Source organism: Sulfitobacter sp. 1A12157 (assembly GCF_043557345.1).
Taxonomy (GTDB): Bacteria; Pseudomonadota; Alphaproteobacteria; order Rhodobacterales; family Rhodobacteraceae; genus Sulfitobacter.
In genome coordinates, this window is sequence record NZ_JBIFFV010000011.1 from 104,115 (window position 1) to 128,139 (window position 24,025).

Below are 24,025 nucleotides of genomic sequence, written 5' to 3' on the forward strand. Positions count from 1 at the left end.
GTTTTACCTCGCAGCCGGAATAGCGCCGTCAGGTGTCCGGCATCGTCAGGCCCCCCCAGGCCAGGGTCTGACAACGGGGTTACTTGCATCAGAGGGATAGTTTGTGTTGAGAGCAAAGAAACACGGTCCCGTTTCTGACGAAATCTGAAATCCTTTAGCCTTCCGTGTCCGGCGCAATCTCGACCAGGACCTGCCCGGCGACCACCTGCTGATCCACGGTGCAGCATATCTCGGCCACCGTGCCGGAAAGCGGCGCGACAATCGTGTTTTCCATCTTCATGGCTTCAACCACGACCAATACATCCCCTTGCCTGACGCTGTCGCCAACCGATGCGGCCAGGGCCACAACAACACCCGGCAGGGGGGATTTGCAGGTCGGGCTTAGATCAGCATCCCGGGCCGGCGGTATGGTGTTGAACTCCAGGCGAAGACCGTCAAAGTCAAGCTCCACCCCGGTGCGCTGGCAATGCGCATGCCAGACCTGCCCCGCACAGTTGCCTGAAATCACCGCCCCCTGCGCAGCAAAGGTGATGTGGACCGGGGATCCTTCATCAAACGAAACCGTCGCAGAGCCCTCCTGACGTGCCACTAACTGCGCCAGTCTCGGCTTTCCCTTGTGGTAGAGTGCCAGACGGCCCAAAGGGGCAGACGGATCCAACGCCGCGCGGTCAAGCACAAGCTCCGCCCCCGCCCGTTCCCAAAGGGGCCCGCCACGCGCAGAGATGCGCGATTGCATCACAGCAAGGGCCGCCGCCGCCCAGGCGGTATCCTGCGGGGTGACGTCGGCGGGCATCAGGCCCTCGGCGCGGTCAATAAAACGTGTATCCGCCTCTCCGGCAATCACCGCGGGATGGCTGCACAGCCGCTTAACAAAACCAAGATTCGTGGCGATCCCAAACACATTCGAGCGATCCACCGCAGCGCACATATTGGCCAATGCGTCCTGCCGGTCCGCACCGCGCACAATCAGCTTGGCAATCATCGGGTCATAAAATGGCGAAACGTAATCCCCCGCGTCCAGCCCCAGGTCACAGCGCGCGGTACTGTCCCAGATCGTCGCGGTGACCCGGCCCGATGACGGGCGGAACCCGTCCAGAGGGTCTTCGGCATAGACCCTGGCCTCGATGGCGTGTCCGGTACAGGTGATATCATCCTGCACCATTGGCAGCCCCTCGCCCGAGGCGATGCGCAATTGCCATTCCACAAGGTCCTGGCCCGTGACCTCTTCGGTCACCGGATGTTCCACCTGAAGCCGCGTGTTCACTTCAAGAAAGTAATAGCCATTTTCGTCAACGATGAATTCGAATGTGCCCGCATTGCGATAGTTCAGCGCCTCGGCTCCGCGCACGGCAGCGGCGATCATCTCGTCCCGAATGGCCTGTGGCACATGGCTTGCCGCCGGGGCCTCTTCGATCACTTTCTGGTGCCGGCGCTGGAGCGAACATTCGCGGTCGAACAAATGCACGACATTGCCACTGCCGTCGCCAAAGATCTGTACCTCGACATGTCGCGGCGACCGAATGAGCCGCTCCACCAACAGGGAGCCGTCGCCAAAGCTGGCCCGTGCCGTGCGGATGGCCGAGGCGATCTCGTCACCCTTGGGGGGCACTTCCAGAACCACCATGCCCTTGCCGCCGCCGCCGGCGGCGGGTTTCAGCATGACGGGAAAGCCAATTTCGGCAATCCAGCCTGCGATCCGATCGGGATCTTCCGAGGCCTCGGCTCCGCCGGGCACAGTGGCGACATTGGCGGCGATCATCGCAGTTTTGGCACGGGATTTGTCGCCCATCCGGTTGATCGTTTCGGGGCGGGGGCCGACAAAGATCAGTCCCGCTGCTTCGACCCGCGCCGCGAAATCGGCATTTTCGGACAGAAACCCGTAACCGGGATGCACCGCATCACAGCCCAGCCGCAGTGCAGCATCAACGATGGCCTCCTGGTTCAGGTAGGACTGCGCCGAGGGGGCGGGGCCAAGCCGAGCCGCCACGGGGGCAAGCCGGACATGGCGCGCCTCGGCATCGGCATCCGAGTAGCCCACGGCCACCTCGATGCCCAGACGTTGACAGCTGCGCATAATCCGGCAGGCGATTTCACCGCGGTTCGCTATGAACAGTTTCCGTATCTTCATCACATTCTGAACACGCCAAACTGCGTGCGCTCTTTCGGGGTCGAACGCGCAAGGGCAAGCCCCAGCGTCAACCAGTTTCGGGTTTCATCCGGGGCGATGACCGCATCCACCCAAAGCCGCGCCGCGGCGTGAACCGGCGTGCCCTTGGCCTCATAGTCGTCACGGATGGGGCGCTCAAACGCCTCGCGCTCGTCATCGTCCATCGTGGTGCCCGCCTGTCCTTCGCGCACAAGGCGCAGCACCTTCGCGGCCTGCTCGCCCCCCATGACCGAGGTGCGCGCATTGGGCCACATTGCCATAAGGCGCGGACCAAATGCGCGGCCGCACATGGCATAGTTCCCGGCCCCATAGCTGCCGCCGATCACGACACTGAACTTGGGCACGCGCGCAGTGGAAACCGCATTGACCAGCTTGGCCCCATGCCGGGCGATCCCGCCTGCCTCATATTCGGCCCCAACCATGAAGCCGCTGATATTGTGCAAAAACAGCAAGGGGATATCGCGCTGGCAGCAAAGCTCGATGAAGTTTGCGCCTTTTTGGGCGCTTTCCGAGAAGAGGATACCGTCATTCAGCAAAATGCCGATCGGGTAACCGCCAATGTGTGCGGTGCCGCAAATCAGTGTCGTGCCATAGCGGGCGCGATATTCGCTGAAGCTGTCGGCATCGATCAGATGGTTCAGGATATCCCGCACGGGCAGCTTCTGACGCGGGCTTTCTGGGATAAGCCCGACCAGATCCGTGGCCGACCCAAGTGGCGCGCGCGGTTCAGTGGGCGGGGCGGGCAAGGCATTCGCCTCCTGACGCCCGAGGATCTCACGCACCAGCTGAAGGGCCTCAATATCGTCCGCAGCATAGTGATCGGCCACGGCGCTTTGCTGCGTATGCAGGTCCGCGCCGCCCAGGGTTTGCGGGTCCACAACCTCTCCCGTGGCCGCCTGAACCAATTGCGGACCACCAAGGAAGATTGTGCCGGTTTCCCTGACGATGACCGTCTCGTCGCACATTGCGGGGATATAGGCACCACCCGCCGTACACGACCCCATGACCGCCGCAATTTGTGGAATACCCTGCGACGACATTTCGGCAATACTGCGAAAGATACTGCCAAAGTGATGCTCGTCCGGGAAAATTTCGTCCTGAAGCGGCAGAAAGGCACCACCGCTATCGACAAGGTAGATACAGGCCAAGCGGTTTTCGCGGGCGATCTTCTGTGCGCGCACCTGCTTTTTGATGGTTAGCGGGTAATAGGTGCCGCCTTTCACAGTGGCGTCATTGGCCATGATCATGCAGGGCCGCCCCGCGATCATCCCGATGCCGGTCACGATTCCCGCACTTGGCACCGCATCATCATACAGGCCCGAGGCCGCCAGCTGGCCGACTTCAAGAAACGGTGTTTCGGGGTCCAGCAGAAGCGATATCCGCTGCCGCGCCGGAAGCTTGCCGCGCGCTTTGTGCCGCTCTTGCGATGCCGCGCCACCGCCGGAAATCGCGTGTTTTTGCGCTGTGCGCCAGACGTCTATGTCCTCTTGTCTCATCTGTCTCAGTTCGTTTTCACGGGAAGGCGCAGAATGCCGTTCCCCATGGCTTTGCCAGTCTGATCGAGGCGCAGGGTGCGTGTCGCGCCACCGCCCAGGGCCCGGCGCATTATGACGGCAAGGGAATGGATATTCTCCATCGGGTAGATTGCCACACCGCCTTTCACCCAGTCACCGAACAGTTCTTTGACGCTGTCCTCGGTCACCGAGTTCACCAGCTTGGGGTAAAGGTCGGGCGATTTGGCAATGACACCGATCGAGACAACGTCCCCTTTGTCGCCGGATCGCACATAGGCGATTGTATCGAGAGTTTGCATTGTTACGCCTCCAGGATTTCAACGGTTTGTTTGACGAAGTCACGCGGGATCAGTGTCGGCCATGACCCGACGACAGGGCGCGGCTTCATCGGTGTACCAAAGGATGTTCCCCCCGGCCCCATGATCCAAAGCTGTGCACAGGCGCGGCGCACCTTTTCCGCTTCGTCGCGTGTTCTGGTGTGCACGGCGACACGCAGGCCGATTTCAGCGGGATCATAGTCCGGCATGGGCGAGGCCGGACCATGTAGCATGTTCACACCGACATAGTCGAAATGAATAGCATCATATTTCAGCCCCAGCCGGTCAAATCGGGTCAGAAGCGTATCCCTGGCCTTCTCGGCCCGCTGCAAAGCATGTGGCCAAGGGAAGAACAACATGCCTTCGCCGATCCAGCCATCCTCGTAGCCGACCACCAGCTTGAGCGTTTCGGGCCGTCCGCGCCCGCCCATATCGCTGACTCGGACACGATCCTCCCCCAGCTCTTCGATGGACAGGCGGGTGAAATCGGCAACGCCATCAGGCATCAGATATTCGTTCGGATCGCCGATCTCGTAGACCAAATGTTCTTTGACGGTGAATTGGTCCACCGCGCCGCCGCTGCCCTCAACCTTGGTGATAATGGCCGTGCCGTCTTCGTGGAACTCGGCAATCGGAAAGCCGACGCGGCCCATGTCTGGCATTTCATCAAAGCGCGAAGACATGCCGCCGGTGGCGCCCGCGGCGCATTCCACGATGTGGCCGACAGTGATGGCCGAAGCGATGATATCGGCGTTGGTTTCGGTGAAGTCGAGCCCAAGCTCATGCATCACCGGCCCGACATAAAGCGCATTATCAGACACCCGGCCGGCAATCACCACATCCGCGCCTTTGGCTAGGGCCTCGATAATCCCTTCAGCGCCGGTATAGACGCTGGCCGCAACGACACGTTCGCGAATGGCGAGAAAGTCGCTGTCGCCCGTGTCCATATTAGTCAGGTCGCAACCGGTTGCGACCAGTTCATCCACCTGATCCAGAATGTTGTCCCCGCGCACGGCGGCCACCCGCAGCCCGCCAAGGCCAAGCTCTTGCGCCAGGTTGCGGATCGCCTTTGCGGCCCCTTCGGGGTTGGTGCCACCGCCATTGCAGATGATCTTGGTCCCCTTTTCCCGCGCCAGGGGAAGCAGCGCGCGCATATGGGCCACCAGATCGGGCACATATCCGGCCTCGGGGTTACGGGATTGCAGCCGTTGCAGCAGAGCCATCGTCAGTTCAGCCAGGTAATCCATCGACAAGTAGTCGATATTTCCCTTTTCCAGCAATTCGATGGCGGGGTCGAGCGCATCGCCCCAAAAGCCAGAGCCTGCACCAAGTCGTATCGTCTTACCCATGGGTCTTGTCCTCTGATTTACTGTGTTGAGTGCTCAGGATTAGCGGTCTGAACAGACCCGCCACCTGAAAACCGGTTGTGAAAAGCAACTGCCACGATCAGCACAAGCCCCAGGCAGTTGCTCCAGATTTCCGTGTAGAAAAGGCAGGCCGCCGCCAGATAAAGCACAAGGCGCGCCACAAGATTGAGCGGAGCCAGCAGAAAGCCCGATGACGATGCGGTGATGGCCAGGATCGCCGCCGCTGCCATGAAACCGTCAACCGCGATCTCGGCCATTGTCCCATCCATCAGAACGCCGGGGCGGAAAATGAAAAAGAAAGGGATCAGGTAAAGTCCGACCGCCATGACAATGGCATGGCCCGCGACCTTCCAGAAATTGATCTCGGCAATGGAGGCCGCCGCAAAGACCGAGGCGCAGACGGGTGGTGTGATCGCCGACATGATCGCGAAATAGAAGATGAAGAGATGCGCGTTCAGCGGCGCAATGCCGAACTTTATCAGGATCGGTGCGGCCACGGCCGATGCAAGGATGTAAGAGGCTGTTGTCGGCACATCCATGCCCAAGAGAATGGCCAGCACCGCCGACAGGATTAGTACAAGGATAAGATGCCCGCCCGAGACGGACATGATTCCGCCTGCAACTTTGGCCCCAATCCCTGTGGTCAGCAGCACCTTGACGACAATCGCAGCACAGGCCAGCAACACCGCAATCATCGCCACTGCGCGCCCTGCATCAAACAGGCCTTTCAAAATCTGGCGAACCAGCACATCAACGGTTTTGACAATTTGATCCTGCTCGCCATGGACGATGCATCTCAGGACCCGCAGCACCAACTGGCAAATCAGCAACATACCAACAGCGGACGCACCGGCCAATGTCGGAGTGTAGTTCATCGCCAGCAGGGTAATCATGGTGATCAGCGGAAGATACAGCGGCAGCGAAGTATAAGGATCGAAAATCTCGCTCAGCTTCGGAAGCTCATCCTTTCGCAAAGGTGCAATCCCGCGGCGGCGCGCATAAAAACCCACGCTGAGCCAGACAGTCATGAAGAAAAAGAGCGCAGGAAGGATCGCCGCAACGACAATCTGTGAATAGGGGATCCCAAGTATTTCGGCCATTATGAAGGCCCCTGCCCCCATAACAGGCGGCATGATTTGACCCCCGGCCGAAGAGACCGCTTCGACCGCCGCCGCATATCCCCTGGAATATCCGGCCCGGCGCATGGTCGGTATGGTGACCTGACCCATCGCCATCACATTGGCCACGGCTGAACCCGTGACTGTGCCGAACAAGGCCGAAGACGCGGTGCAAACTTTGGCCTGCCCCCCATAGGACCGCCCGGCAATCCGTGTGGCCAGCTTGACGAAAAGGTCTGTCGCGCCTGTGCTCAGCAGCAACGCACCAAGGATGATATAGATCGCAATCACCCGCGTGCCGAGATCCGTCATGTAGCCAAAAAGGGTTTCGGTAGAGGCATAATATGTCTCCACCAGCGTAAGAAAGGACACACGCGGAGGCTGCCAGGGGCCTTCGATATACGAATGGCCAAAGTAATAGTAACACAACCCCAGCACAGCCAGCGCAGGCAGAAATATCCCGATGGTACGGCGCGCGGCCTCAAGAACCAAAAGGATAGCAATCAGCCCCAGCATTTTATCCAGCGCGGTCAGCTCATTCATGAAGTCTGAAATGCGCTCGTTGCCGATGGCGATGTGCAGGCCCACGTAATATCCCGCAATGGCCGGCACCAGATAGAACCAGCGCAACGGGTGCGACGTTTTTGAAAACTCCAGAAAAAAGACCGATCCCAGCCCAATTCCCAAGAACAAACTGCGTTGAATCAACGGCTCCAGCATCCCGAAGAACGAAGTATATATCTCGAAGCACGCATATCCGATAAGGATAACGGCAAGAATGGGATTGGGGCGCGTCAAAGCGTTATTGTTTTCTGAACTGGACATAGCACCGGCCATCTTTGGAGTTTCATAAAGCGGGTATGCGGTTCGCAGCGCTTATTGCTGCCAATACCCCAATGCGCCCGGGTGCACGGCGATGCCGATATCTTGCGTCTCAAGGATCGACGCACGGAAATCATAGTCAGCCAGTTGCGGCCATGTCTCGATCAGAATGTCGGTATGCTCACCAATGCCACGGGCAACTTTTTCCGCAGTGGCATCATCCATCAGAGATTTTCGCGTTGCATACACGATTGGGACTGCGGGCGTGACAAAAGCATCGTTTCCCTCGATGAACCCGGCCGGCACTTCAATGAACCCCACGCCGGCAATGTTCTCTTTGATCAGGGCCTGCTGCTCTGCGTTAAAGCCTAGCAGGCGCATATCGGTTGAGGTCATTAGCTCTTGCAGGGCGGCATCCACCCGATTGGCCGCCGCATACTTGCTGTAGCCAACCAGTTGACCATTCGCGACCCCTTCCTTGGCATCGGTCACGGTCCCGTAAATGTAGTTCGGCTCAATCCCGAACAGTTCGAAGGCTGCGGAAATTAGCGCTTCGCCACCACTGCCACGAATGCCTGGTGTAAAGTTCTTGCCTTCCAGTTCTTGCAGGTTGGTGATGCCACTGTCCTGACGCACCGCGATATTGATAATGGATGTGCTGTAGGGGTAAAGCGCGACCAGATCGTCAACAGCATGACCTTCGAACTTGCCAGTTCCGGTCAGCGCCTGAATGAAAATATCCCCGGCCACCAAGCCCAAGTCGATCTCGCCGCGTGCCAGGCGTTTGATATTGTCGACGCTGGCACCGGTTTCGACAACCGTGACCGTGGTGCCGTCATTCTCGGTTTCGATGGCTTTCGCCATAGCCACGGCGATCTGGTAATGACTTGAGGTGGCATTGGTTGCGCCCAGGCTCAGTGTTTCAGCTTCGGCCATGGCCGACCAGCCTAGCGACGCGCCAATTACAACGGCGCATAGGTTTTTGCTCATAGAAAGTTTCATCGGTTGTCTCCTCCTTGTTGTTGTCGCGCGTCCTCCCCGCGACATCACAGCTCCGGTCCTTGAGACTTTCGCAGTGCCCACTACCTGCTACGAATCAGTAAAGGCCCTCAATATTTTTGATCTTGAGTTTCGCATAGTGGAAACTCACTATGCGAAACCTAGAGCCATTTTTATTGAGCGAGACGTGTTCCCGTTCCAAGTTTTGTAAGAGCTTAAATTTTCGGGAAGACCCAATGACTAGCCAAGATGTTGTTACCCTTGAAATCCTCGATCACGTGGCCACCGTCTCGATCAACCGCCCGGAGCGGCGCAATGCCCTGTCCATTTCCGCCGCGAACGAGTTGCGCGACATCTGGGAAAAGATCGATGCAGATCGCTCGGTGCGTGCGGTGGTCCTGACCTCCGCCCAATGCGGCACGTTCTGCGCCGGCATGGATCTCAAGGAAGCCGCTGAGGTCAAGCGCGAACAGGGCCGTGATATTCTCGATCTGATTCATGATCCGTTTCACCAGCGTATGCGCCGCGTGAAAGTCCCAATCATCGCGGCAATGACCGGACATTTCGCGGCAGGCGGCTTTATGCTGATGCTGAATTCCGACATCCGTGTCGGGCTGGAGGGAACGACCGGCGGTGTTACCGAGGTCAAGCGCGGGCGCGGCTCGCCCTGGGCCGTGCCGATCCTGTGGCAATTGCCCTTGCCCTTCGCAATGGAGATCTTGCTGACAGGAGAGTCGCATCCAGTCGAGCGTTATCGCGATCTCGGGTTCGTCAACTATGTGGAGCCGACGGCTCAAGACGTGATGAACAGGGCCTATGAACTTGCGCGGACCATCGCGGAAAACGCCCCCCTGTCTGTCAGTGCCGCCAAGGAATCGACTCTAAAAGCAATGTCGCTGGGCTGTGAACCGGGTCTTCGCGAGGCGGAGCGTATTTACGAAATGGTCTATGCCAGCGAAGATGCACAGGAAGGCCCCCGTGCCTTTGCCGAAAAACGTGCGCCTGTCTGGCAGGGGCGCTGAAGACAGATCGAGGTTTAATGCAAGACAAACGTACCACGCCGACCGAGATTCTTTCCCTGACGCGGGGGCTTGCGATACTGCAGACTTTCCGGTCGCGGCAGGCGCCCATGGGCAACAAGGAAATCGTCGAGCGCACAGGCCTTTCCAAGGCCACGGTCACCCGCCTCTGCCATACGCTGGTCAAGATGGGGTATTTGAGGCAGGCTGGCATGCATGGCAAATATCACCTCGATGACAATGTCACAAAATTGGGGCAATCCTATCTGAAATCGCTCATCCTGGCCCGCGTTGCGGAACCGTTGATGATGGATTTTGCCGAACGTCACCAGATGTCTGTCGCGTTGGGGGTCGGTTACGGGCATCACATTATCTATCTGTGCTATTGCGCTGGCGACCAGTCTGCCACGATGCGTCTGCGCGTGGGAACGCTTGTGCCGATGCACCAGTCGGCCATTGGCCTGGCCTTTCTCGCGGCCTTGCCCGCCGATCAGAGGGAGAGCCATCTGCAAGCCATCGCAGCGCAATATCCAGACGATGATATTGCCGATTTGCCCGACAAGATTGCTGAAACCCAACACGTCGGCTTCTCGGTGTCTTTCGGCGCGTGGCGGTCGGAAATCTATGCTGTCGGTGCGCCGCTCTGGCTTGATCGTGGGAATTCGGTCGCGGCCATCAATTGTGGCGCGCGCCAGAGTAACCAGAGCCGTGACCATTATGTGAAAACTTTGGGACCTGAACTCATGGTCCTGTCCAGTGACATTAGCGACGGCATGGAGCAGATCGGAGCGACATTCTCCGATGACTAAGCACAAGTGGACCGAAGATATCGAATGCGGCGACGCATCTAAATCGCCCCGTAATATGGCCCGAGCGCGCTTCGAGCCGGGTCATGTCGCCACAGACCGCCATTTCGTGAAAGCCCTGGCGCGTGGGCTGATGATTCTGGAGACCTTCGCCAATTCCGGCAAAACCTGGATGCAGGTCTCCGAGATAGCTGACGCGATCGACCTACCCAAGCCGACAGTAGCACGCTTCGTTCGCAGCCTCGAAAACCTCGGGCACCTGCACTATTCTTCCAACTGGCGCGCATATCGTCTGGACGCACCGGTTCTGACCCTCGGATTCGCGGCGCGGCAACCATTTACGCTAGGCGAAATCCTTCGACCCCATCTTCAGAAACTGGCCGACACATACAACGTTCATGCGTCGTTGGCGAAACGTGACCGGTTGGATGCATTGGAGGTGCTGGTCTGTCACAGCCAGTCCACGCTAATGACCCTGAAGCTAGATGTGGGGTCACGCCTGCCGCTTGCGGGCACAGCCACCGGCACCGCACTTCTTGCGCACCTGCCCGAGAAAGAGCGCGACGTGATCTATCACCGGCTGCGGGAGAGACATGGACGCAACTGGGAGCGATTGCTGCAAAGGATCGATGACGGCTTTGGCGAAATCGAGGACCGCGGGTTCGTCACTGCATATAGAAGCTGGGCAACGGACATAAATGGAGTTTCGGTGCCGATCCGTTCATTGAACGGGGCACCGACCTATGCGCTGGCATGCGGGGCGCCTGCGGCACTTCTTCCCCCCGAGAAGCAACACCAACTGGGTTACAAGCTGCTGGAAATCAAACGTGTCATCGACAAGATAATTCAGCGGAGCGACCATTCCACGAAGGACCATTACCATGAACGAACCGAAAGTCCTGTTCGAGATCCATGAAGAGGGGATTGGGCTCCTTACCTTGAATGATCCCGCACGGCGCAATCCGGTTTCGGATCGCTCGATTATCGAAGCTATAGTCTCAACGCTTCAAAATGCTGCGTTGAATCCCGATTTGCGCGCCCTCATCATTACCGGCGCCGGTACGTCTTTTTCTTCGGGGGGTGACGTGCGCGAGATGCAGGCCAAGACAGGCATGTTCGCGGGTGAACCGCATCAAGTCGCGCGAGCCTACACCGACAGCGTTCAGCGCATTCCCGTGATCATGGAACAGCTGACCATTCCGGTCATCGCCGCCGTCAACGGACCTGCCATGGGTGCCGGATGCGACATTGCTCTGATGTGCGACCTGCGGCTTGCCAGTACGACCGCCGTTTTCGGGGAGGTCTTTGTAAAGCTGGGCCTTGTGTCCGGCGATGGAGGCGGCTGGTTCCTGACGCGATTGCTTGGATATCAGCGCGCCGCCGAGATCAGTTTCCGGGGCCGCCCGATACCGGCGGACGAAGCCCTGGAACTGGGTCTGGTGCTGGAGGTGGTCCGGGAAGACGCCCTTATGGACCATGCGATGGACCTTGCGCGGGACATCGCGCAGAAATCACCAGCCGCCGTGCGGATGACCAAGCAACTTCTGAAAATGGCCGCCCGGTCAGAACTCAAGGATTATCTGGCCGCCTGTGCTGCCATGCAGGCTGTCGCCCATGAAAGTGCGGATCACACGGCTGCGCTTACGGCACTGATCGACGCGAAGCGATCATAGCTCGTAAGTGCCGGTCTCTTTGAATTGTGCCTTGAGCGTGCGGGCGATGATCCCCTGCTGGATCTGGGTCGTGCCTTCGAAGATGCGAAACAGACGGACATCGCGGTAGAAGCGCTCGACCGCGTATTCCGACATATACCCTGCCCCGCCGTGAATCTGTACGGCGCGGTCGGCAACCCGGCCTACCATTTCCGAGGCGAACATCTTGGCGCTTGCGGCAATCAGGGTGGTGTTTTCCCCAGCATCACGGCGCCGTGCGGCATCCAGAATCATAGTCTTGGCCGCATAGGTATCGGCCTGGCTGTCGGCGATCATTGTCTGGATCATCTGAAAGTCGACGATCTTCCGGCCGAATTGCTCGCGCTCGCAGGCGTATCGCAGGCTTTCTTCGATCAGCCGTGCGGCGATCCCTGTGCACAGCGCCGCGATATGCAGTCGCCCTTTGTCTAGCACCTTCATTGAGGTGACAAAGCCGTTTCCTTCCGCGCCGCCTAGCAGGGTCGAAGTCGGTACGCGGCAATCATCGAAGACCACGTCACAGGTGAGCGCACCCGACTGGCCCATCTTCTTGTCTGGCGGTCCCAGGGTGATTCCGGGCGTATGTGCGTCCACCAGAAAGCAAGAGATGCTGCGCGATTTTCGTTCCGGTGCGGTGCGGGCCATCACCGTAAAAAGCTGGGCCTTGGGTGCGTTGGTGATATAGCGCTTGGTTCCGTTCAAGACATAGTGGTCCCCGTCACGGACTGCAGAGGTGCGGATCGACATGGCATCGGATCCGGAATCCGGTTCGGTCAGGCAGAAAGAGCCGACAATCTCGCCCGAGGCGAGTTTCGGCAGGTAATGCCGTTTTTGCTCTTCCGTTCCGGCAATCACGATGGATTGCGAGCCGATGCCGATATTGGTGCCCGCCGCTGACCGGAAGGCAGGCGCTGCACGGCCCAGTTCGAATACCAGGCGCACCTCATCCTCCATCGAGAACCCCAGCCCGCCATACTCTTCGGAAATGGAAAGACCATAAAGGCCCATTTCCTTCATCTCGTTCAATATATCGTCCGGGATTTTGTTGGTTTGGGCCACAAGCTCTTCGGCCGGAATCAGGCGCTCATTGACATATTTGCGCACCGTGTCGAGGATTTGATTAAGAACGTCGGGATCGGTCGGCATGAACTTGTCCTTAGCTGTAACAGGGCCGGTAGCGGAAGATATGGCATCGCCCTTCCAGCAGCCGGGAGCAATTTCTCCCAGAATTACATCTCGTCCAGGTTATGCGACAAATCTTTTGATTTTCTGTTCCGCATAGCGAGACATGCGTTGCAATCGGTATGCGGAACTGAAATTCATTCCGGTTGCCCTGCCTCGCCGCAGAAATATCCTGCGGCCGGTATCGTATTCCGCCCCTCGGCGCCAACAAAGGACACCTCTGTGATGGACGCCTTTCTCGTCGACTATATCCGCACCCCGATCGGCCGCTACGGTGGCGCGCTCTCATCCATTCGCCCCGACGATCTGGGCGCGAATGTGCTGCGCCAGTTGCTGGCGCGCCATGGGGGATTGCCGGGCGACAGGGTCGACGAGGTGATTATGGGCTGTTCCAATCAGGCCGGCGAAGACAACCGCAATGTCGCTCGCATGGCCACGCTTTTGGCCGGGTTGCCGGAAACATTGCCCGCTCTTACGGTGAACCGGCTTTGTGCCTCGGGGCTGGCGGCGGTGAATATCGCCGCAAACAAGATCAAGACCGGCGAGGCCGAACTGATGATCGCAGGCGGCGTCGAAAGCATGTCGCGCGCGCCCTTCATCATGCCCAAGGCCGAACAGGCGTTCAGCCGCGCCTCCTCGGTCGAGGACACCACGATTGGCTGGCGTATGGTCAACCCCCGGATGAAGGCGGAGTTCGGCATCGAGTCCATGCCCGAGACGGCCGAAAACGTGGCCGAAGACTTTGCCATCAGCCGCGAAGATCAGGATGCATTCGCGGCACGATCGCAGGCGCGTGCCGCAAACGCGCAGGCCAGCGGTCGCTTTGCCAAAGAAATCATCCCGGTCACCATTCCCCAGCGGCGCGGAGACGACGTCGTCTTTGACCGTGACGAGCACCCTAGGGAAACCACCGTCGAGATCCTGTCGAAGTTGAAAACCCCGTTTCGTCTAGGCGGGTCGGTTACCGCGGGCAACTCCTCAGGGGTGAATGACGGGGCGGCGGCAACGTTGATCGCCTCGGCTGCGGCCTGCAAGGCCTATGGGCTTACACCGCGCGCGCGCATTCTGGGCGGGGCCTCTGCCGGTGTTGCGCCGCGCGTTATGGGGATCGGCCCGGTGCCTGCGGTGCAAAAGCTTGTGGACCGTTTAGGCCTGTCCGTCAAAGCCTTTGACGTGATTGAGTTGAACGAGGCCTTTGCCAGCCAGTCCCTTGCGGTTTTGCGGGGGCTCGGCCTGCCGGATGATGCCGATCATGTTAACCCCAATGGCGGCGCCATCGCCCTGGGTCATCCGCTTGGCATGTCCGGCACGCGGCTGGTCGGCACCGCGCTAATCGAGCTGGAAATGCGTCAGGCGCAACGGGCCCTTGCGACGATGTGTGTGGGTGTCGGCCAGGGTGAAGCACTGGCCATCGAACGGGTTTCCGCATGACGCGGCCGAAGGTTCGCTTTGATGTGAGGGACGGCGCGGGCGTTATCACATTCGACGCGCCGCCCCTGAACCTGATCGACCGACAGCTGCGCGCCGAATTGCTGGATTGTATCATGGTCGCGGCAGACCACGCCGTTGACCGCCTGATCCTGCGCAGCGCCTGCCGTGTCTTCGTTGCCGGAGCCGATGCAGGCGAATTTAGCAAGCCGCCCGAAGCGCCGCATCTCAACGATGTTCTGTGGCGGCTGGCAGAGCTTTCCATCCCAACCATCGCGGTGCTTGAAGGGGGCGCATTGGGCGGCGGATGCGAGATCGCCCTCGCTTGCCGGGCCCGTATCGCAGGCCCCAAGGCCCAGCTTGGCCTACCGGAGGTGAAACTGGGCCTTGTGCCCGGCGCAGGGGGTACGCAGCGCCTGCCCCGTCTTGTGGGCATGCCGCTTGCGCTGGACGTGATTGTATCAGGCAGGACTCTAACCGCCAGACAGGCGCTGGAGGCGGGCGCCATCACCGCGATCTCGGACTCGCCGCTGGATGAAGCGCTGCACATGTCCTTGACCGGATTGCAGGCCCTGGCATGCCCGAACGATCTTGCCGCGCCGGCCCATGCCTACAGGGATTTGGAACAGGCGCGCGCGGCTTCAAAACGCCGCACACCAGGTCAGATCGCTCCATCGCTAGCAATCCAATTGATCGAAGCATCGGCACGATTGCCATTGACCGCGGCCCTATCGCAGGAGCGGGCGGCCTTTTTGTCGCTTCGGCAATCGCCGCAAGCATCTGCCCTGCGCCATGTGTTCTTTGCCGAGCGCGCGGCGCAGGCGCAGGCGCGCAACTACCCCGACGGTGGACGCGCTTTCAAAACCGCTTGTGTCGTCGGCGGCGGCAATATGGGCGCGTCCATCGCCTATGCCCTGGCCACCGCTGGCCTGGCGGTGCAAATCGTCGAACGAGATGAGGCCAGCCGCGCGCAGGCACAGGCAAATTGCGAGGCACTGATTTCAGCCGCACGATCACGCGGCCTTCTGACCGAAGACAAAGCCAAAGCGATTTCCGCACGCCTGGGCTGCATCACAAGCTACGATCAGCTGGCTCAGGCGGATCTGGCCATCGAAGCCGTGTTTGAAAACATGCAGATCAAGAAGGACATCCTGTCCAAACTGGAAGCGGTGCTGCCCGAAACATGCATCCTTGCGACCAATACATCCTATCTGGATGTCAATGAAATGGCCGCCGGACTGCGCCATCCGGGCCGTTTCCTGGGGCTGCATTTCTTTAGTCCGGCCCATATCATGAAACTGCTGGAGGTGATCCGCGCCGACGCAACCTCGGAGGCGACATTGGGGGCGGCCTTCCGTCTGGCCAAAGCGATGCACAAGATCCCTGTCCTGTCCGGTGTGTGTGAGGGATTCATCGGCAATCGCATCCTGAAACGCTATCGTGAGGCGGCTGAAATGGCTCTTTTGCAAGGCTCAACGCCGACTCAGATCGACCAAGCGATGCGTGGCTTCGGTATGGCGATGGGACCATTCGAAGCGCAAGATATGTCAGGGCTTGATATCGCACATGCCAATCGCCATCGCGATGGTCAGGATCAGGTACTCCGCACCGTCGCCGATCTCCTTGTGGAAGATCACAACCGCCTTGGGCGGAAAACCGGGGCGGGTTGGTACGATTACACCGGCGGCCAAGCATCCAACAGCTCACTTGTGACACAACTTGCCACCGAGGTTGCGCAGAAAGCGGGAATCGTTCGTCGTAACCTGGCTAACCCCGAGCTTGCGGAGGTGCTTGTCGAGGCGATGGCCAGCGAGGCAAAGAAAATTCTGAATGAAGGCATCACCCAAAAGCCTGAAGACATTGATCTGGTGATGATCCACGGGTATGGCTTTCCGCGCTGGCGCGGCGGGTTGATGTTCCACCATACAGGAAAAACCGCTGGTGCCAAATAGCGAGCCCAAGAAGTGCTTTCCAAGGTAATCGGCTCGAACGGCGCAAACTTCCAGTGCGAAACTTCTCCACGATAGTGTGGGATGGATCACACTAGATCCTTGCTGCGCTGACGGAAGAGGATAGCCGGGATATGGGTCTGATCTCTCATGAGGGGCTGGTGCAGGAGGCTATTCCTCAGGGGTTCTACATGCGTTCGACCCCTAGCGGCAGCCAGATTGTCGAACAAAAGGGACTGATATGACTGACCGTTGGTATTATCTGCGGACAAGCGTATCCAGCTCCCGCGCGACTCTGGCCCCTGAGATGCTCGTGTCGGCCATCAGGCACAGGTTCTCGCGACGAAATCACAGTTTGTCCCGACCCTGTGAATTGCCTGGAAAAATTCGCTGCGCAGCACGAATGGCCGAAGTCGACGCCGCGCCGCGTCATCGAGTTTTTGCCTACGCAGAAAAATCCGCGCTGCGTGCGTGCGCAGCACGAATTTAACAGATCGGCTGTGGGCTCGAAGCCGACCTTCGCCGCGCGCTGCACGAACGACCGCTGTCAGCTTAGCGTAGGATTTCACACTCTCCCGCAAACGACCCGTTCAACAAGGTTCTGCTGGACGGCGAGGGTCAGTTGGTCACGACGTGGGGTTCGCCAACTGAGCCGATGTCGGCCGAAATCGTGGAGACGATCACCCTAATGCTGACGCGATAAGCCGCAGGATTTGACCGTCCCGTGGCCTCGTGGCCAGGAAAGAATTACAGCCAACCGGTCACGGCGTTCTGGGCCGCGTCCACAGCTTGGCGGGCCGTGGTGGTGGCGGGCGCCAGCGCGACGCTGCTGCATCCGCTGCAGCCGCCGCAATCAGCGCCGCCTTTTCCACCCCCGAGGTGCTGACCCGCAGGCCGTCGAAGCCCGGTCCGGCGCGAAGGATCTTGCGCCCGATGGCGCGATAGACGCGCAGCGCCGCCGCGATGGACCAGGCCGCCTGCAGCGGCAGCCCCGCCAGCCCTCCGCGGGCCGAGGCGTAATAGGGCTCGGCCTCGGACACTAGCCGGGCGATCACGCCGTTGAGCGCAGGCGTGCCGGGCGCATCCACCCGCGCCCCGGCTGCGTCCAGCCAGTCCTGAGGCAGATAGACCCGCCCGATGGCGGCGTCGTCCTGCACGTCGCGGGCGATGTTGGTCATCTGGAACGCCAGCCCCAGGTCGCAGGCGCGGTCCAGCACGTCCTCGTCCCGCACACCCATTACACGGGCCATCATGACGCCGACGACGCCGGCGACGTGATAGGCATAGTCCAGCGTGTCGGTCAGTGTCGCATAGCGCCGACCCTCGGCGTCCATCGTGAAGCCGTCGATCAGCGCCAGTGGCCAGGCGTCCGGAAAATCGTGCCGCCGCGCCACCGTCCCCAGGGCGGCAAAGGGCGGCGCCATCGGCCCGTCGCCATGTAGCGCCCCCAGCGTCTCGGCCCGCAGCGCGGCGACCGCCGCGGCGGCGTCGTGCCCCTCGGCCGGGGCGGCACCCGACACCTGCCCGTCCACCACGTCGTCGGCATGGCGGCACCACGCATACAGCATCACCGTGTCGTCCCGCACCGCCCGCGGCAGCAGCCGCGCGGCCGCGGCGAAGCTGGTCGAGCCCTTGGCGATGGCCTGCTCGGATGCGGTGACCAGCTCGCTCATGCCGCGCCCGCGTCGGCCAGCATGACGCCGGCGGTCGCCTTGGCCGACCCGACCACGCCGGGGATGCCCGCGCCGGGATGGGTGCCGGCCCCGACGATATAGAGGTTGCGGATCGCCCGGTCGCGGTTGTGGGGGCGGAACCAGGCCGACTGGGCCAGGATCGGCTCGACCGAGAAGGCGCTGCCGTGGTGGGCGTTCAGCTGCCGGGCGAAATCGGCGGGCGTGAAGATGCGCTGCACCCGCAGGTGCCGGCGCAGGTCCGGGATCACCCGGCGTTCCAGCGCGGCGAGGATGCGGTCCGCATAGGCGGGGCCCTCGGTCGCCCAGTCGACCTCGGCCCGTCCCAGATGCGGGACCGGGGCCAGTGCGTAATGCGTGGACATGCCCGGGGGGGCCAGCGTCGGGTCGGTCACGCTGGGGCTGTGCAGGTACAGCGAGAAGTCCTCGGGCAGGGCCTGGCCGCGGAAGATCTCGGTCACCAGCTCGCGATAGCGGGGGCCGAACAGGACGGTGTGATGCGCCAGCCCCTCGGGCAGGCGGTCGAGGCCGAAATGGACGACGAACAGCGACATCGACCAGCGCTGACGTTCCAGGATCGCGGCCTTGACCTTGCCGCGCCGGGTGCCGGACAGCAGGTCGCGATAGGTGTGCATTACGTCGGCGTTGCTGGCGACCATGTCCGCCGCGATCCGCTCGCCCGAGCCGAGCCGCACGCCGGTGGCGCGGGCGCCCTCGGTCTCGATCTGCGCGACGGGCGCGTTCAGGCGCAGCGTGCCGCCCAGGCGCTGGAACAGCGCCAGCATCCCCGCGACCAGCCGGTTGGTGCCGCCCTGCGCGAACCACACTCCGCCGCGGCGTTCCAGCGCGTGGATCAGCGCATAGATAGCCGAGGTTGAGAACGGGTTTCCTCCGACCAGCAGCGTATGGAATGAAAACGCCTGCCGCAAATGGGGGTCTCGGATGAACCGCGCGACGACGCTGTGGACCGACCGATAGGCTTCCAGCTTCACCAGCGCGGGGGCCGCCGACAGCATCTGGCGGAAGTTCAGGAACGGCACGGTGCCGAGGCGCAGATAGCCTTCCTGATAGACCGCCTCGGCATAGTCGTGAAAGCGCCGATAGCCATCCACGTCGGCGGGGTTCAGCTTTGCGATCTCGGCTTCCAGATCCGCGCTGTCGCCGACATAGTCGAAGCGCGCCCCATCCTCCCACAGCAGGCGATAGAAGGGCGAAACCGGCAGCAGCGTCACGTCGCGCGCCATGTCCTGCCCCGACAGCGCCCACAGCTCGCGCAAGCTGTCCGGGTCGGTGATGACGGTCGGGCCGGCGTCAAAGACGTGGCCCTGGTCGTGCCAGACGTAGGCCCGGCCGCCGGGGCCGTCGCGGGCCTCGAGGATCGTCGTGGCGATGCCGGCGGACTGCAGGCGGATGGCGAGCGCCAGCCCGCCGAAGCCCGATCCGATGACAAGGGCGGTGCGGGGCTGGCTCATCGGGCGTCCTTCAGCAGGGGGGATTCGGGCAGGCAAGGCAGGGCGTCGCGGATCGGGATGGGCGGCTTGCCGGTCACGATCCGCAGCTTGTCGAGCGTGGTCAGGCGGCCGGCGTAGAAGCGTTCGATCAGCGGCTCGGGCAGGCGATAGAAGCGCGACAGGACGCGGCGGCGCTGGTCGGGTGCGCAGCCGCGGAACAGCATCCGGTTCAGCAGGCGCAGGAAGCGGTCGCCGTGCGCCTTGCGCAGGGCGAAGTCCCGCGCCGCGGCGCGGATTGCGGCGGTGGTCGGGTCTGCCGCCGCGATGACGTCCGCGACCTGCACGGCGACGGGCAGGGAATAGCCGGTGACGGGGTGGAACAGCCCGGCGCGCAGCCCGATCGGCACCGCCCCGTCCTGCGCGGCCCAGAAGCCTGCGGCGTCATGCGCCAGCGCGATCGGCAGCACTCCCCGCTCGCGCCGGACCTCGCGGCCCTGCCAGCCCTGCGCAGCAGCGTAGTCAGTGATGGCGGCGACCAGGTCCGGCTCGGCCAGACCGGCGCCGTCGCTGTAGCGGGTGTCCTCAATCAGCAGCCGGGTGGGCGAGAACGGCAGCAGATAGACGAAGCGGTAGCCGTCCAGTTGCGGCACCGTGGCGTCCATGATGCGCGGGCAGATGACGCCGTGGGGGGCGTCCATCTCGTATTCCACGCCGACGAACTTCTGATAGCCGGCGACCAGATGCGGGCCCTCGCGCAGCCCGCGGGCGTCGAGGACGGCGTCCGCCGTCATCCGCGTGCCGCCCGACAGCGTGACGGCGTTTGCCTCGACAGCGGCGGCGGTGCGGCCCCACAGTACCGTGGCCCCCGACGCCGCGACCAGTTGTGCCAACCCATGTCCGTCCAGCGAGGCATAGCCGGCCTCCAGCACCCGCCCGTGGTCCGGGAAGCGAACCTCCTGCAAGGACCAGCTGGCCCGCAGGCCGGGGGTCAGGAGGTCGCGCCAGACGGGGGTCAGGTCGGGGTGGTGGAACGACCAGGTGTGCCGGTCGGACGGGCCGGGCGCCGCGTCCAGCAGCGTCACCGGCAGGCCCGGCCGCGCCGCCCGCAGCGCGAGGGCGGCCAGCGAGCCGGCCAGCCCGGCGCCGACGATCAGGACGCCGCTCATGGGGCGGCCCCGATCAGCGCCTCGACCCGGTCGGCGGCGCGGGCGGTGCCGCCGCCGGCGGCGAGTTCGGCGGATTTCACGGCCAGCGCAGCGCGGCAGTCCGCACCGTCCAGCACGTCCCGCAGGGCGGCATGCAGGCGGTCCGGCGTGGCGCGTCGGGGCGGGACGACGACAGCCAGCCCGTGATGGGCCAGCCGCGCGGCGGTGGCAGGCTGCTCGAAGGCAAGCGGCACCGCGACCATCGGCACCCGCGCCGCGACGCAGTCCAGCGTCGTGTTCATCCCCGCATGGGTGATGCATGCCGCCGCCCGCGCCAACACCGCCGCTTGCGGCCACAAGGCGCGGGCATGGACGTGGGGGGGCAGGGCGCGGACGTCGGCCTCGGTCAGCGTTCCGGCATGGGCCAGTGCCACCTGAACCCCCATCCCCTTGGTCGCCGCGACGATGGACGCCAGCAGTCGCCGCCGGTCGCCGGCGAGCGTCCCCAGCGAGGCAAAGACCAGCGGCCGGTCGTCCAGCTCCAGCGGCTCGGGGGCGAATGCGTCGCGCAGCGGCCCGACCCGCGCCGCGCCGCGGGGCAAGGGGTGAGGGTAATCCAGCCCCGGCACCAGCTGGCGCAGGTCCAGGTCGGGCGCGATCCATTCGTCGATCCGCTCGCGCAAGGGCAGACGGTGGTCGCGGCAGCCGCGCCGCAGCACCCGGCGCTGCAGCACCAGCAGCGCGTCCGTCACACGCCAGCCGCCCCGGTTGCGCCGGCGCGCGGCCTCGCCTTCCAGAAACGGCCAGTCCACGAAGGGCGGCGGAATGGCGTCGTCGCGGTCCATCGGCAGGGCCGCCGCCAGCGTGGCACGGCGAACCCCCGCGGCTTCGGCCGCCAGCGAGGCGCCCGGCTCAGCCTGATCGGCGATCACCAGGTCGGTCGCCAAGGCTGCCAGCGCCCCCGGCCCGGACCGGACCCACAGCGCGCTGTCCTGCGCCGTCGCCCACAGCGTCCGCGCCAGCCCCGCGCCGCGCAGGTCGGCGCCCGCTCCGGGCAGGGCGTGGAACGTCAAGCACTCGCGCGCCGCCAGCGGTCCCAGCCGCTGCCCGCCGACAAGCGTCACCCGGTGGCCCCGCCCGGCCAGCGCCCGCCCCAACGCGCCGTGGACGGCGGCGTGGCTGGGCAGCGCCGGCAGGCACAGGGCGATGCGGGCCATCAGTCCTCGCCCCGGTCGGGCCGCCAGGCGTCCGGGTGCTGCGACTGCCGCCGCGCCAGCACGCCCGAGGCGCGCAGCCGCGCCTTGAGATCGTCCACCGGCGGGGCATAGACGAAGCCGAAGCTGACGCAGTCGTCCCGCCCCTCGACTGCGTGATGCAGCCGGTGCGCCTGATACAGCCGACGGGCATAGCCGCGTTTCGGCACCATCCGGAACGGCCAGCGCTGATGGACCAAGCCATCGTGGACGACGAAGTAGATGACGCCATAGACGCTCATCCCCACGGCGATCCACCACAGCGGCGGCCACCAGCGGCTGCCCAGGGCGAACAGCGCGATCGAGAACGCTGAAAACACGATGGCGTAGAGGTCGTTCTTCTCGAATACCCCGTGATGGTCCGGATCGTGGTGCGAAGCGTGCCAGCCCCAGCCGAGCGGCCCGTGCATCACCCAGCGGTGGACGGCATAGGCGACGCCCTCCATCATCGCGACGGTGGCCAGGACGATCAGGACAGCGCTCATCGCGCGACCCGCGTCTTGGGCAGCGCCCACCACGGCACGGCGGGGTGCAGGTGATGTTCGTGGTGAAATCCACCGAAGTGGAAACAGGTCAGCAGCAGGATCAGGATCGCCATGCGCGGTCTCCGGTCAGGGCCCGTGAGGTGGCCAGGCGTTATTTAGGGCCTTTCGGTCAGCCGCCTGGGGGAGTATTCTGTCCCAGATGAACGACTTTATCAACATCCGGTCGCATGAATTGCAGCAGAACGGTCTGACAGACTGGACCAGCGAAGCGCGGTCGTGGCGCCATGCGATCGACGCCCGGCTGGCCGAGCTGTGCCCGGCGTTTTCGTGCCGCGTCCCCGCCCTGGGCCGGGCCATGACCGATGCGGTGACCGCTCCGGGCAAGCGGTTTCGCGGCGTGCTGATGGCGATGCTGTCCGGGCGGCTGGGCGTGACGTCTCCCGCTCTGATCGATGCTGCCTGCGCGGTCGAGTTGATCCATACCGCATCGCTGGTGATCGACGACCTGCCAGCCATGGACGGCGCCGTGCTGCGTCGCGCGCAGCCCACCACCCACGTCGCCCACGGCGAGGCGCGCGCGATCCTGGCCGGCATCGCGTTGATGTCCGAAGCCTTCCGCATCTTGTCGGCGCTGCCGGGTGTCGATGGGGCGACACGAGCCGAGGCGGTCGCCGTGTTGGCAGAGGCGGTCGGCCCGGCCGGGCTGTGCGGCGGTCAGGATCTTGACCTGCATGACGGCAAGTCGCTGGCCTCGGTCACGACCGAACAGGATCTGAAGACCGGCCAGCTGTTCGACGCGGCGTTTCGGATCGTCGCGCTGATCAATGGCTGCGACGAGGGGCAGATCGCGCAGCTGAGCGTACTGAGCCGCGGTCTGGGTCGGGCGTTCCAATCCTATGACGATCTTCTGGACGTGATCGGCGCAGGAACCGGCAAGACGGCGCGCCGCGACCGCGGCGCGTCGGGGCCGGACAAGGGGCTGCTGGCAGCCACTGGGGTTGAGGGCGCCGTGCACCACTATCGCGCAGTCCGCATGGCGTTGCAGACCGATTTTTTGTCGCTGTGGTTCGACGCGCAGGGTGTGCGCGACTACGTCGGCGCGATCCTGCCCGACGATCCGCCCGGGCCGGGCTGAGGTCGTCGATGCAAGGGGACCGCGCGGTGTGCTGTGCTTCGTCATGGGGACGCTCATCATGCACGGCACGATCGGGCTGGCGATGGCGCAGCGGGCGCGGCTGATCGCCGTGCTGCGCGTGCTGGTCGTGCCGCTGCGGACTATGGACTGCCGTTCTTCACGGCCTCCGGGACCGTCGATCTGGGGCAGGGACCGCAGGCGGTGACGGGGCAGGCGTGGCTGGACCGCGAATGGTCCAGCCAGCCGCTGGCCGCGGACCAGACCGGGTGGGACTGGTTCTCGCTGTTCCTGGACGACGGGCGGCGGGTGGTGGCGTTCCGGCTGCGCGGGGACGCCGACTATCTGTCGGGCACGCTGGTCGGGGCGGACGGGCAGTCCACGCCCCTGACCGGCGCCGACATCGCCCTGATGGGGTCGTTTGCGGGAGGGGGCGGAATCCTACGCTAAGGCTTTGGCCAACGATATTCACCGGTGAGATTGATGTGC

At 62.9% G+C, this 24,025-nt stretch carries 22 protein-coding genes; 9 read left to right on the top strand and 13 right to left on the bottom strand.

Annotated features, from left to right (window positions below; translation table 11 throughout):
- Positions 1-154: 154 nt before the first annotated feature.
- Genes ACGYLC_RS16790 through ACGYLC_RS16815 form a run of 6 tightly spaced genes read right to left on the bottom strand, consistent with a single transcriptional unit; the run spans position 155 to position 8,307 of the window.
- On the bottom strand, positions 155-2,128 hold the full coding sequence (locus ACGYLC_RS16790) for an acetyl/propionyl/methylcrotonyl-CoA carboxylase subunit alpha (RefSeq protein ID WP_394424040.1): 1,974 nt from the start codon (positions 2,126-2,128) through the stop codon (positions 155-157).
- Positions 2,128-3,663, bottom strand: coding sequence for an acyl-CoA carboxylase subunit beta (locus ACGYLC_RS16795; protein ID WP_394424042.1), 1,536 nt, complete (start codon positions 3,661-3,663; stop codon positions 2,128-2,130). Before ACGYLC_RS16795 ends, ACGYLC_RS16790 begins: the two co-directional genes overlap by 1 nt.
- A 5-nt stretch (positions 3,664-3,668) precedes the next feature.
- Positions 3,669-3,980 (bottom strand): hypothetical protein, encoded by a 312-nt coding sequence (locus tag ACGYLC_RS16800; protein WP_057795783.1) that lies wholly within the window; start codon positions 3,978-3,980, stop codon positions 3,669-3,671.
- A 2-nt stretch (positions 3,981-3,982) separates the two neighbouring features.
- On the bottom strand, positions 3,983-5,347 hold the full coding sequence (locus tag ACGYLC_RS16805) for an acyclic terpene utilization AtuA family protein (protein ID WP_394424044.1): 1,365 nt from the start codon (positions 5,345-5,347) through the stop codon (positions 3,983-3,985).
- Positions 5,348-5,364: 17 nt separating this feature from the next.
- Positions 5,365-7,308: a TRAP transporter permease gene (locus ACGYLC_RS16810; protein ID WP_394424046.1), complete on the bottom strand. Its 1,944-nt coding sequence runs from the start codon at positions 7,306-7,308 to the stop codon at positions 5,365-5,367.
- A gap of 51 nt (positions 7,309-7,359) precedes the next feature.
- Positions 7,360-8,307: a TAXI family TRAP transporter solute-binding subunit gene (locus ACGYLC_RS16815; RefSeq protein ID WP_394424048.1), complete on the bottom strand. Its 948-nt coding sequence runs from the start codon at positions 8,305-8,307 to the stop codon at positions 7,360-7,362.
- Between the two features lie 149 nt (positions 8,308-8,456).
- Between ACGYLC_RS16815 and ACGYLC_RS16820 the strand changes: the two genes are divergently transcribed.
- The 4 genes from ACGYLC_RS16820 to ACGYLC_RS16835 are packed head-to-tail and all read left to right on the top strand — an operon-like array spanning position 8,457 to position 11,802.
- Positions 8,457-9,326, top strand: coding sequence for an enoyl-CoA hydratase/isomerase family protein (locus ACGYLC_RS16820; RefSeq protein WP_394424049.1), 870 nt, complete (start codon positions 8,457-8,459; stop codon positions 9,324-9,326).
- 17 nt (positions 9,327-9,343) lie between these two features.
- Positions 9,344-10,132 (top strand): IclR family transcriptional regulator, encoded by a 789-nt coding sequence (locus ACGYLC_RS16825; protein ID WP_394424050.1) that lies wholly within the window; start codon positions 9,344-9,346, stop codon positions 10,130-10,132.
- Positions 10,125-11,045 (top strand): IclR family transcriptional regulator, encoded by a 921-nt coding sequence (locus ACGYLC_RS16830; protein WP_394424051.1) that lies wholly within the window; start codon positions 10,125-10,127, stop codon positions 11,043-11,045. Before ACGYLC_RS16825 ends, ACGYLC_RS16830 begins: the two co-directional genes overlap by 8 nt.
- Complete coding sequence (locus ACGYLC_RS16835) at positions 11,011-11,802, top strand: enoyl-CoA hydratase-related protein (protein WP_394424053.1); 792 nt, start codon at positions 11,011-11,013, stop codon at positions 11,800-11,802. Before ACGYLC_RS16830 ends, ACGYLC_RS16835 begins: the two co-directional genes overlap by 35 nt.
- Here the strand turns inward: ACGYLC_RS16835 and ACGYLC_RS16840 are convergent.
- Positions 11,797-12,966: an acyl-CoA dehydrogenase family protein gene (locus ACGYLC_RS16840; protein WP_394424054.1), complete on the bottom strand. Its 1,170-nt coding sequence runs from the start codon at positions 12,964-12,966 to the stop codon at positions 11,797-11,799. The genes ACGYLC_RS16835 and ACGYLC_RS16840 overlap by 6 nt on opposite strands.
- A 258-nt stretch (positions 12,967-13,224) precedes the next feature.
- Between ACGYLC_RS16840 and pcaF the strand changes: the two genes are divergently transcribed.
- On the top strand, positions 13,225-14,433 hold the full coding sequence (gene pcaF / locus ACGYLC_RS16845; RefSeq protein ID WP_394424056.1) for a 3-oxoadipyl-CoA thiolase: 1,209 nt from the start codon (positions 13,225-13,227) through the stop codon (positions 14,431-14,433).
- On the top strand, positions 14,430-16,382 hold the full coding sequence (locus ACGYLC_RS16850) for an FAD-dependent oxidoreductase (RefSeq protein WP_394424057.1): 1,953 nt from the start codon (positions 14,430-14,432) through the stop codon (positions 16,380-16,382). The genes pcaF and ACGYLC_RS16850 overlap by 4 nt, the downstream gene beginning before the upstream one ends.
- 758 nt (positions 16,383-17,140) lie before the next feature.
- Here ACGYLC_RS16850 and ACGYLC_RS16855 read toward each other — a convergent pair.
- The 6 genes from ACGYLC_RS16855 to ACGYLC_RS16880 are packed head-to-tail and all read right to left on the bottom strand — an operon-like array spanning position 17,141 to position 22,517.
- A complete protein-coding gene (locus ACGYLC_RS16855) occupies positions 17,141-18,052 on the bottom strand; it encodes a phytoene/squalene synthase family protein (protein WP_147100880.1) in 912 nt (303 codons plus the stop codon).
- On the bottom strand, positions 18,049-19,542 hold the full coding sequence (locus tag ACGYLC_RS16860) for a phytoene desaturase (protein WP_147100878.1): 1,494 nt from the start codon (positions 19,540-19,542) through the stop codon (positions 18,049-18,051). Before ACGYLC_RS16860 ends, ACGYLC_RS16855 begins: the two co-directional genes overlap by 4 nt.
- Positions 19,539-20,687 carry a lycopene beta-cyclase CrtY gene (crtY, locus tag ACGYLC_RS16865; protein WP_394424059.1) on the bottom strand — a complete coding sequence of 383 codons (1,149 nt, stop codon included), beginning with the start codon at positions 20,685-20,687 and terminating at the stop codon, positions 19,539-19,541. Before crtY ends, ACGYLC_RS16860 begins: the two co-directional genes overlap by 4 nt.
- Entirely contained in the window at positions 20,684-21,883 is a 1,200-nt protein-coding gene (locus tag ACGYLC_RS16870) for a glycosyltransferase (RefSeq protein WP_394424061.1), read from the bottom strand. The genes crtY and ACGYLC_RS16870 overlap by 4 nt, the downstream gene beginning before the upstream one ends.
- A complete protein-coding gene (locus ACGYLC_RS16875; RefSeq protein WP_394424063.1) occupies positions 21,883-22,404 on the bottom strand; it encodes a sterol desaturase family protein in 522 nt (173 codons plus the stop codon). Before ACGYLC_RS16875 ends, ACGYLC_RS16870 begins: the two co-directional genes overlap by 1 nt.
- Complete coding sequence (locus tag ACGYLC_RS16880) at positions 22,401-22,517, bottom strand: fatty acid desaturase (protein ID WP_394424064.1); 117 nt, start codon at positions 22,515-22,517, stop codon at positions 22,401-22,403. The genes ACGYLC_RS16875 and ACGYLC_RS16880 overlap by 4 nt, the downstream gene beginning before the upstream one ends.
- Before the next feature lie 86 nt (positions 22,518-22,603).
- Here ACGYLC_RS16880 and ACGYLC_RS16885 point away from each other — a divergent pair, with 86 nt between their 5' ends.
- The 3 genes from ACGYLC_RS16885 to ACGYLC_RS16895 are packed head-to-tail and all read left to right on the top strand — an operon-like array spanning position 22,604 to position 23,986.
- Positions 22,604-23,539 (top strand): polyprenyl synthetase family protein, encoded by a 936-nt coding sequence (locus ACGYLC_RS16885; protein WP_394424066.1) that lies wholly within the window; start codon positions 22,604-22,606, stop codon positions 23,537-23,539.
- A 58-nt stretch (positions 23,540-23,597) separates the two neighbouring features.
- Positions 23,598-23,744 carry a hypothetical protein gene (locus ACGYLC_RS16890; RefSeq protein WP_394424072.1) on the top strand — a complete coding sequence of 49 codons (147 nt, stop codon included), beginning with the start codon at positions 23,598-23,600 and terminating at the stop codon, positions 23,742-23,744.
- Positions 23,687-23,986: a lipocalin family protein gene (locus ACGYLC_RS16895; protein ID WP_394424069.1), complete on the top strand. Its 300-nt coding sequence runs from the start codon at positions 23,687-23,689 to the stop codon at positions 23,984-23,986. Before ACGYLC_RS16890 ends, ACGYLC_RS16895 begins: the two co-directional genes overlap by 58 nt.
- The last annotated feature ends 39 nt before the right edge of the window (positions 23,987-24,025 follow it).

Coding starts and splice junctions, on each gene's coding strand:
- ACGYLC_RS16790 (WP_394424040.1), bottom strand. CDS start 2,128: ATGAAGATACGGAAACTGTTCATAGCGAACCGCGGTGAAATCGCCTGC.
- ACGYLC_RS16795 (WP_394424042.1), bottom strand. CDS start 3,663: ATGAGACAAGAGGACATAGACGTCTGGCGCACAGCGCAAAAACACGCG.
- ACGYLC_RS16800 (WP_057795783.1), bottom strand. CDS start 3,980: ATGCAAACTCTCGATACAATCGCCTATGTGCGATCCGGCGACAAAGGG.
- ACGYLC_RS16805 (WP_394424044.1), bottom strand. CDS start 5,347: ATGGGTAAGACGATACGACTTGGTGCAGGCTCTGGCTTTTGGGGCGAT.
- ACGYLC_RS16810 (WP_394424046.1), bottom strand. CDS start 7,308: ATGTCCAGTTCAGAAAACAATAACGCTTTGACGCGCCCCAATCCCATT.
- ACGYLC_RS16815 (WP_394424048.1), bottom strand. CDS start 8,307: ATGAAACTTTCTATGAGCAAAAACCTATGCGCCGTTGTAATTGGCGCG.
- ACGYLC_RS16820 (WP_394424049.1), top strand. CDS start 8,457: ATGCGAAACCTAGAGCCATTTTTATTGAGCGAGACGTGTTCCCGTTCC.
- ACGYLC_RS16825 (WP_394424050.1), top strand. CDS start 9,344: ATGCAAGACAAACGTACCACGCCGACCGAGATTCTTTCCCTGACGCGG.
- ACGYLC_RS16830 (WP_394424051.1), top strand. CDS start 10,125: ATGACTAAGCACAAGTGGACCGAAGATATCGAATGCGGCGACGCATCT.
- ACGYLC_RS16835 (WP_394424053.1), top strand. CDS start 11,011: ATGAACGAACCGAAAGTCCTGTTCGAGATCCATGAAGAGGGGATTGGG.
- ACGYLC_RS16840 (WP_394424054.1), bottom strand. CDS start 12,966: ATGCCGACCGATCCCGACGTTCTTAATCAAATCCTCGACACGGTGCGC.
- ACGYLC_RS16850 (WP_394424057.1), top strand. CDS start 14,430: ATGACGCGGCCGAAGGTTCGCTTTGATGTGAGGGACGGCGCGGGCGTT.
- ACGYLC_RS16855 (WP_147100880.1), bottom strand. CDS start 18,052: ATGAGCGAGCTGGTCACCGCATCCGAGCAGGCCATCGCCAAGGGCTCG.
- ACGYLC_RS16860 (WP_147100878.1), bottom strand. CDS start 19,542: ATGAGCCAGCCCCGCACCGCCCTTGTCATCGGATCGGGCTTCGGCGGG.
- crtY (WP_394424059.1), bottom strand. CDS start 20,687: ATGAGCGGCGTCCTGATCGTCGGCGCCGGGCTGGCCGGCTCGCTGGCC.
- ACGYLC_RS16870 (WP_394424061.1), bottom strand. CDS start 21,883: ATGGCCCGCATCGCCCTGTGCCTGCCGGCGCTGCCCAGCCACGCCGCC.
- ACGYLC_RS16875 (WP_394424063.1), bottom strand. CDS start 22,404: ATGAGCGCTGTCCTGATCGTCCTGGCCACCGTCGCGATGATGGAGGGC.
- ACGYLC_RS16880 (WP_394424064.1), bottom strand. CDS start 22,517: ATGGCGATCCTGATCCTGCTGCTGACCTGTTTCCACTTCGGTGGATTT.
- ACGYLC_RS16885 (WP_394424066.1), top strand. CDS start 22,604: ATGAACGACTTTATCAACATCCGGTCGCATGAATTGCAGCAGAACGGT.
- ACGYLC_RS16890 (WP_394424072.1), top strand. CDS start 23,598: ATGCACGGCACGATCGGGCTGGCGATGGCGCAGCGGGCGCGGCTGATC.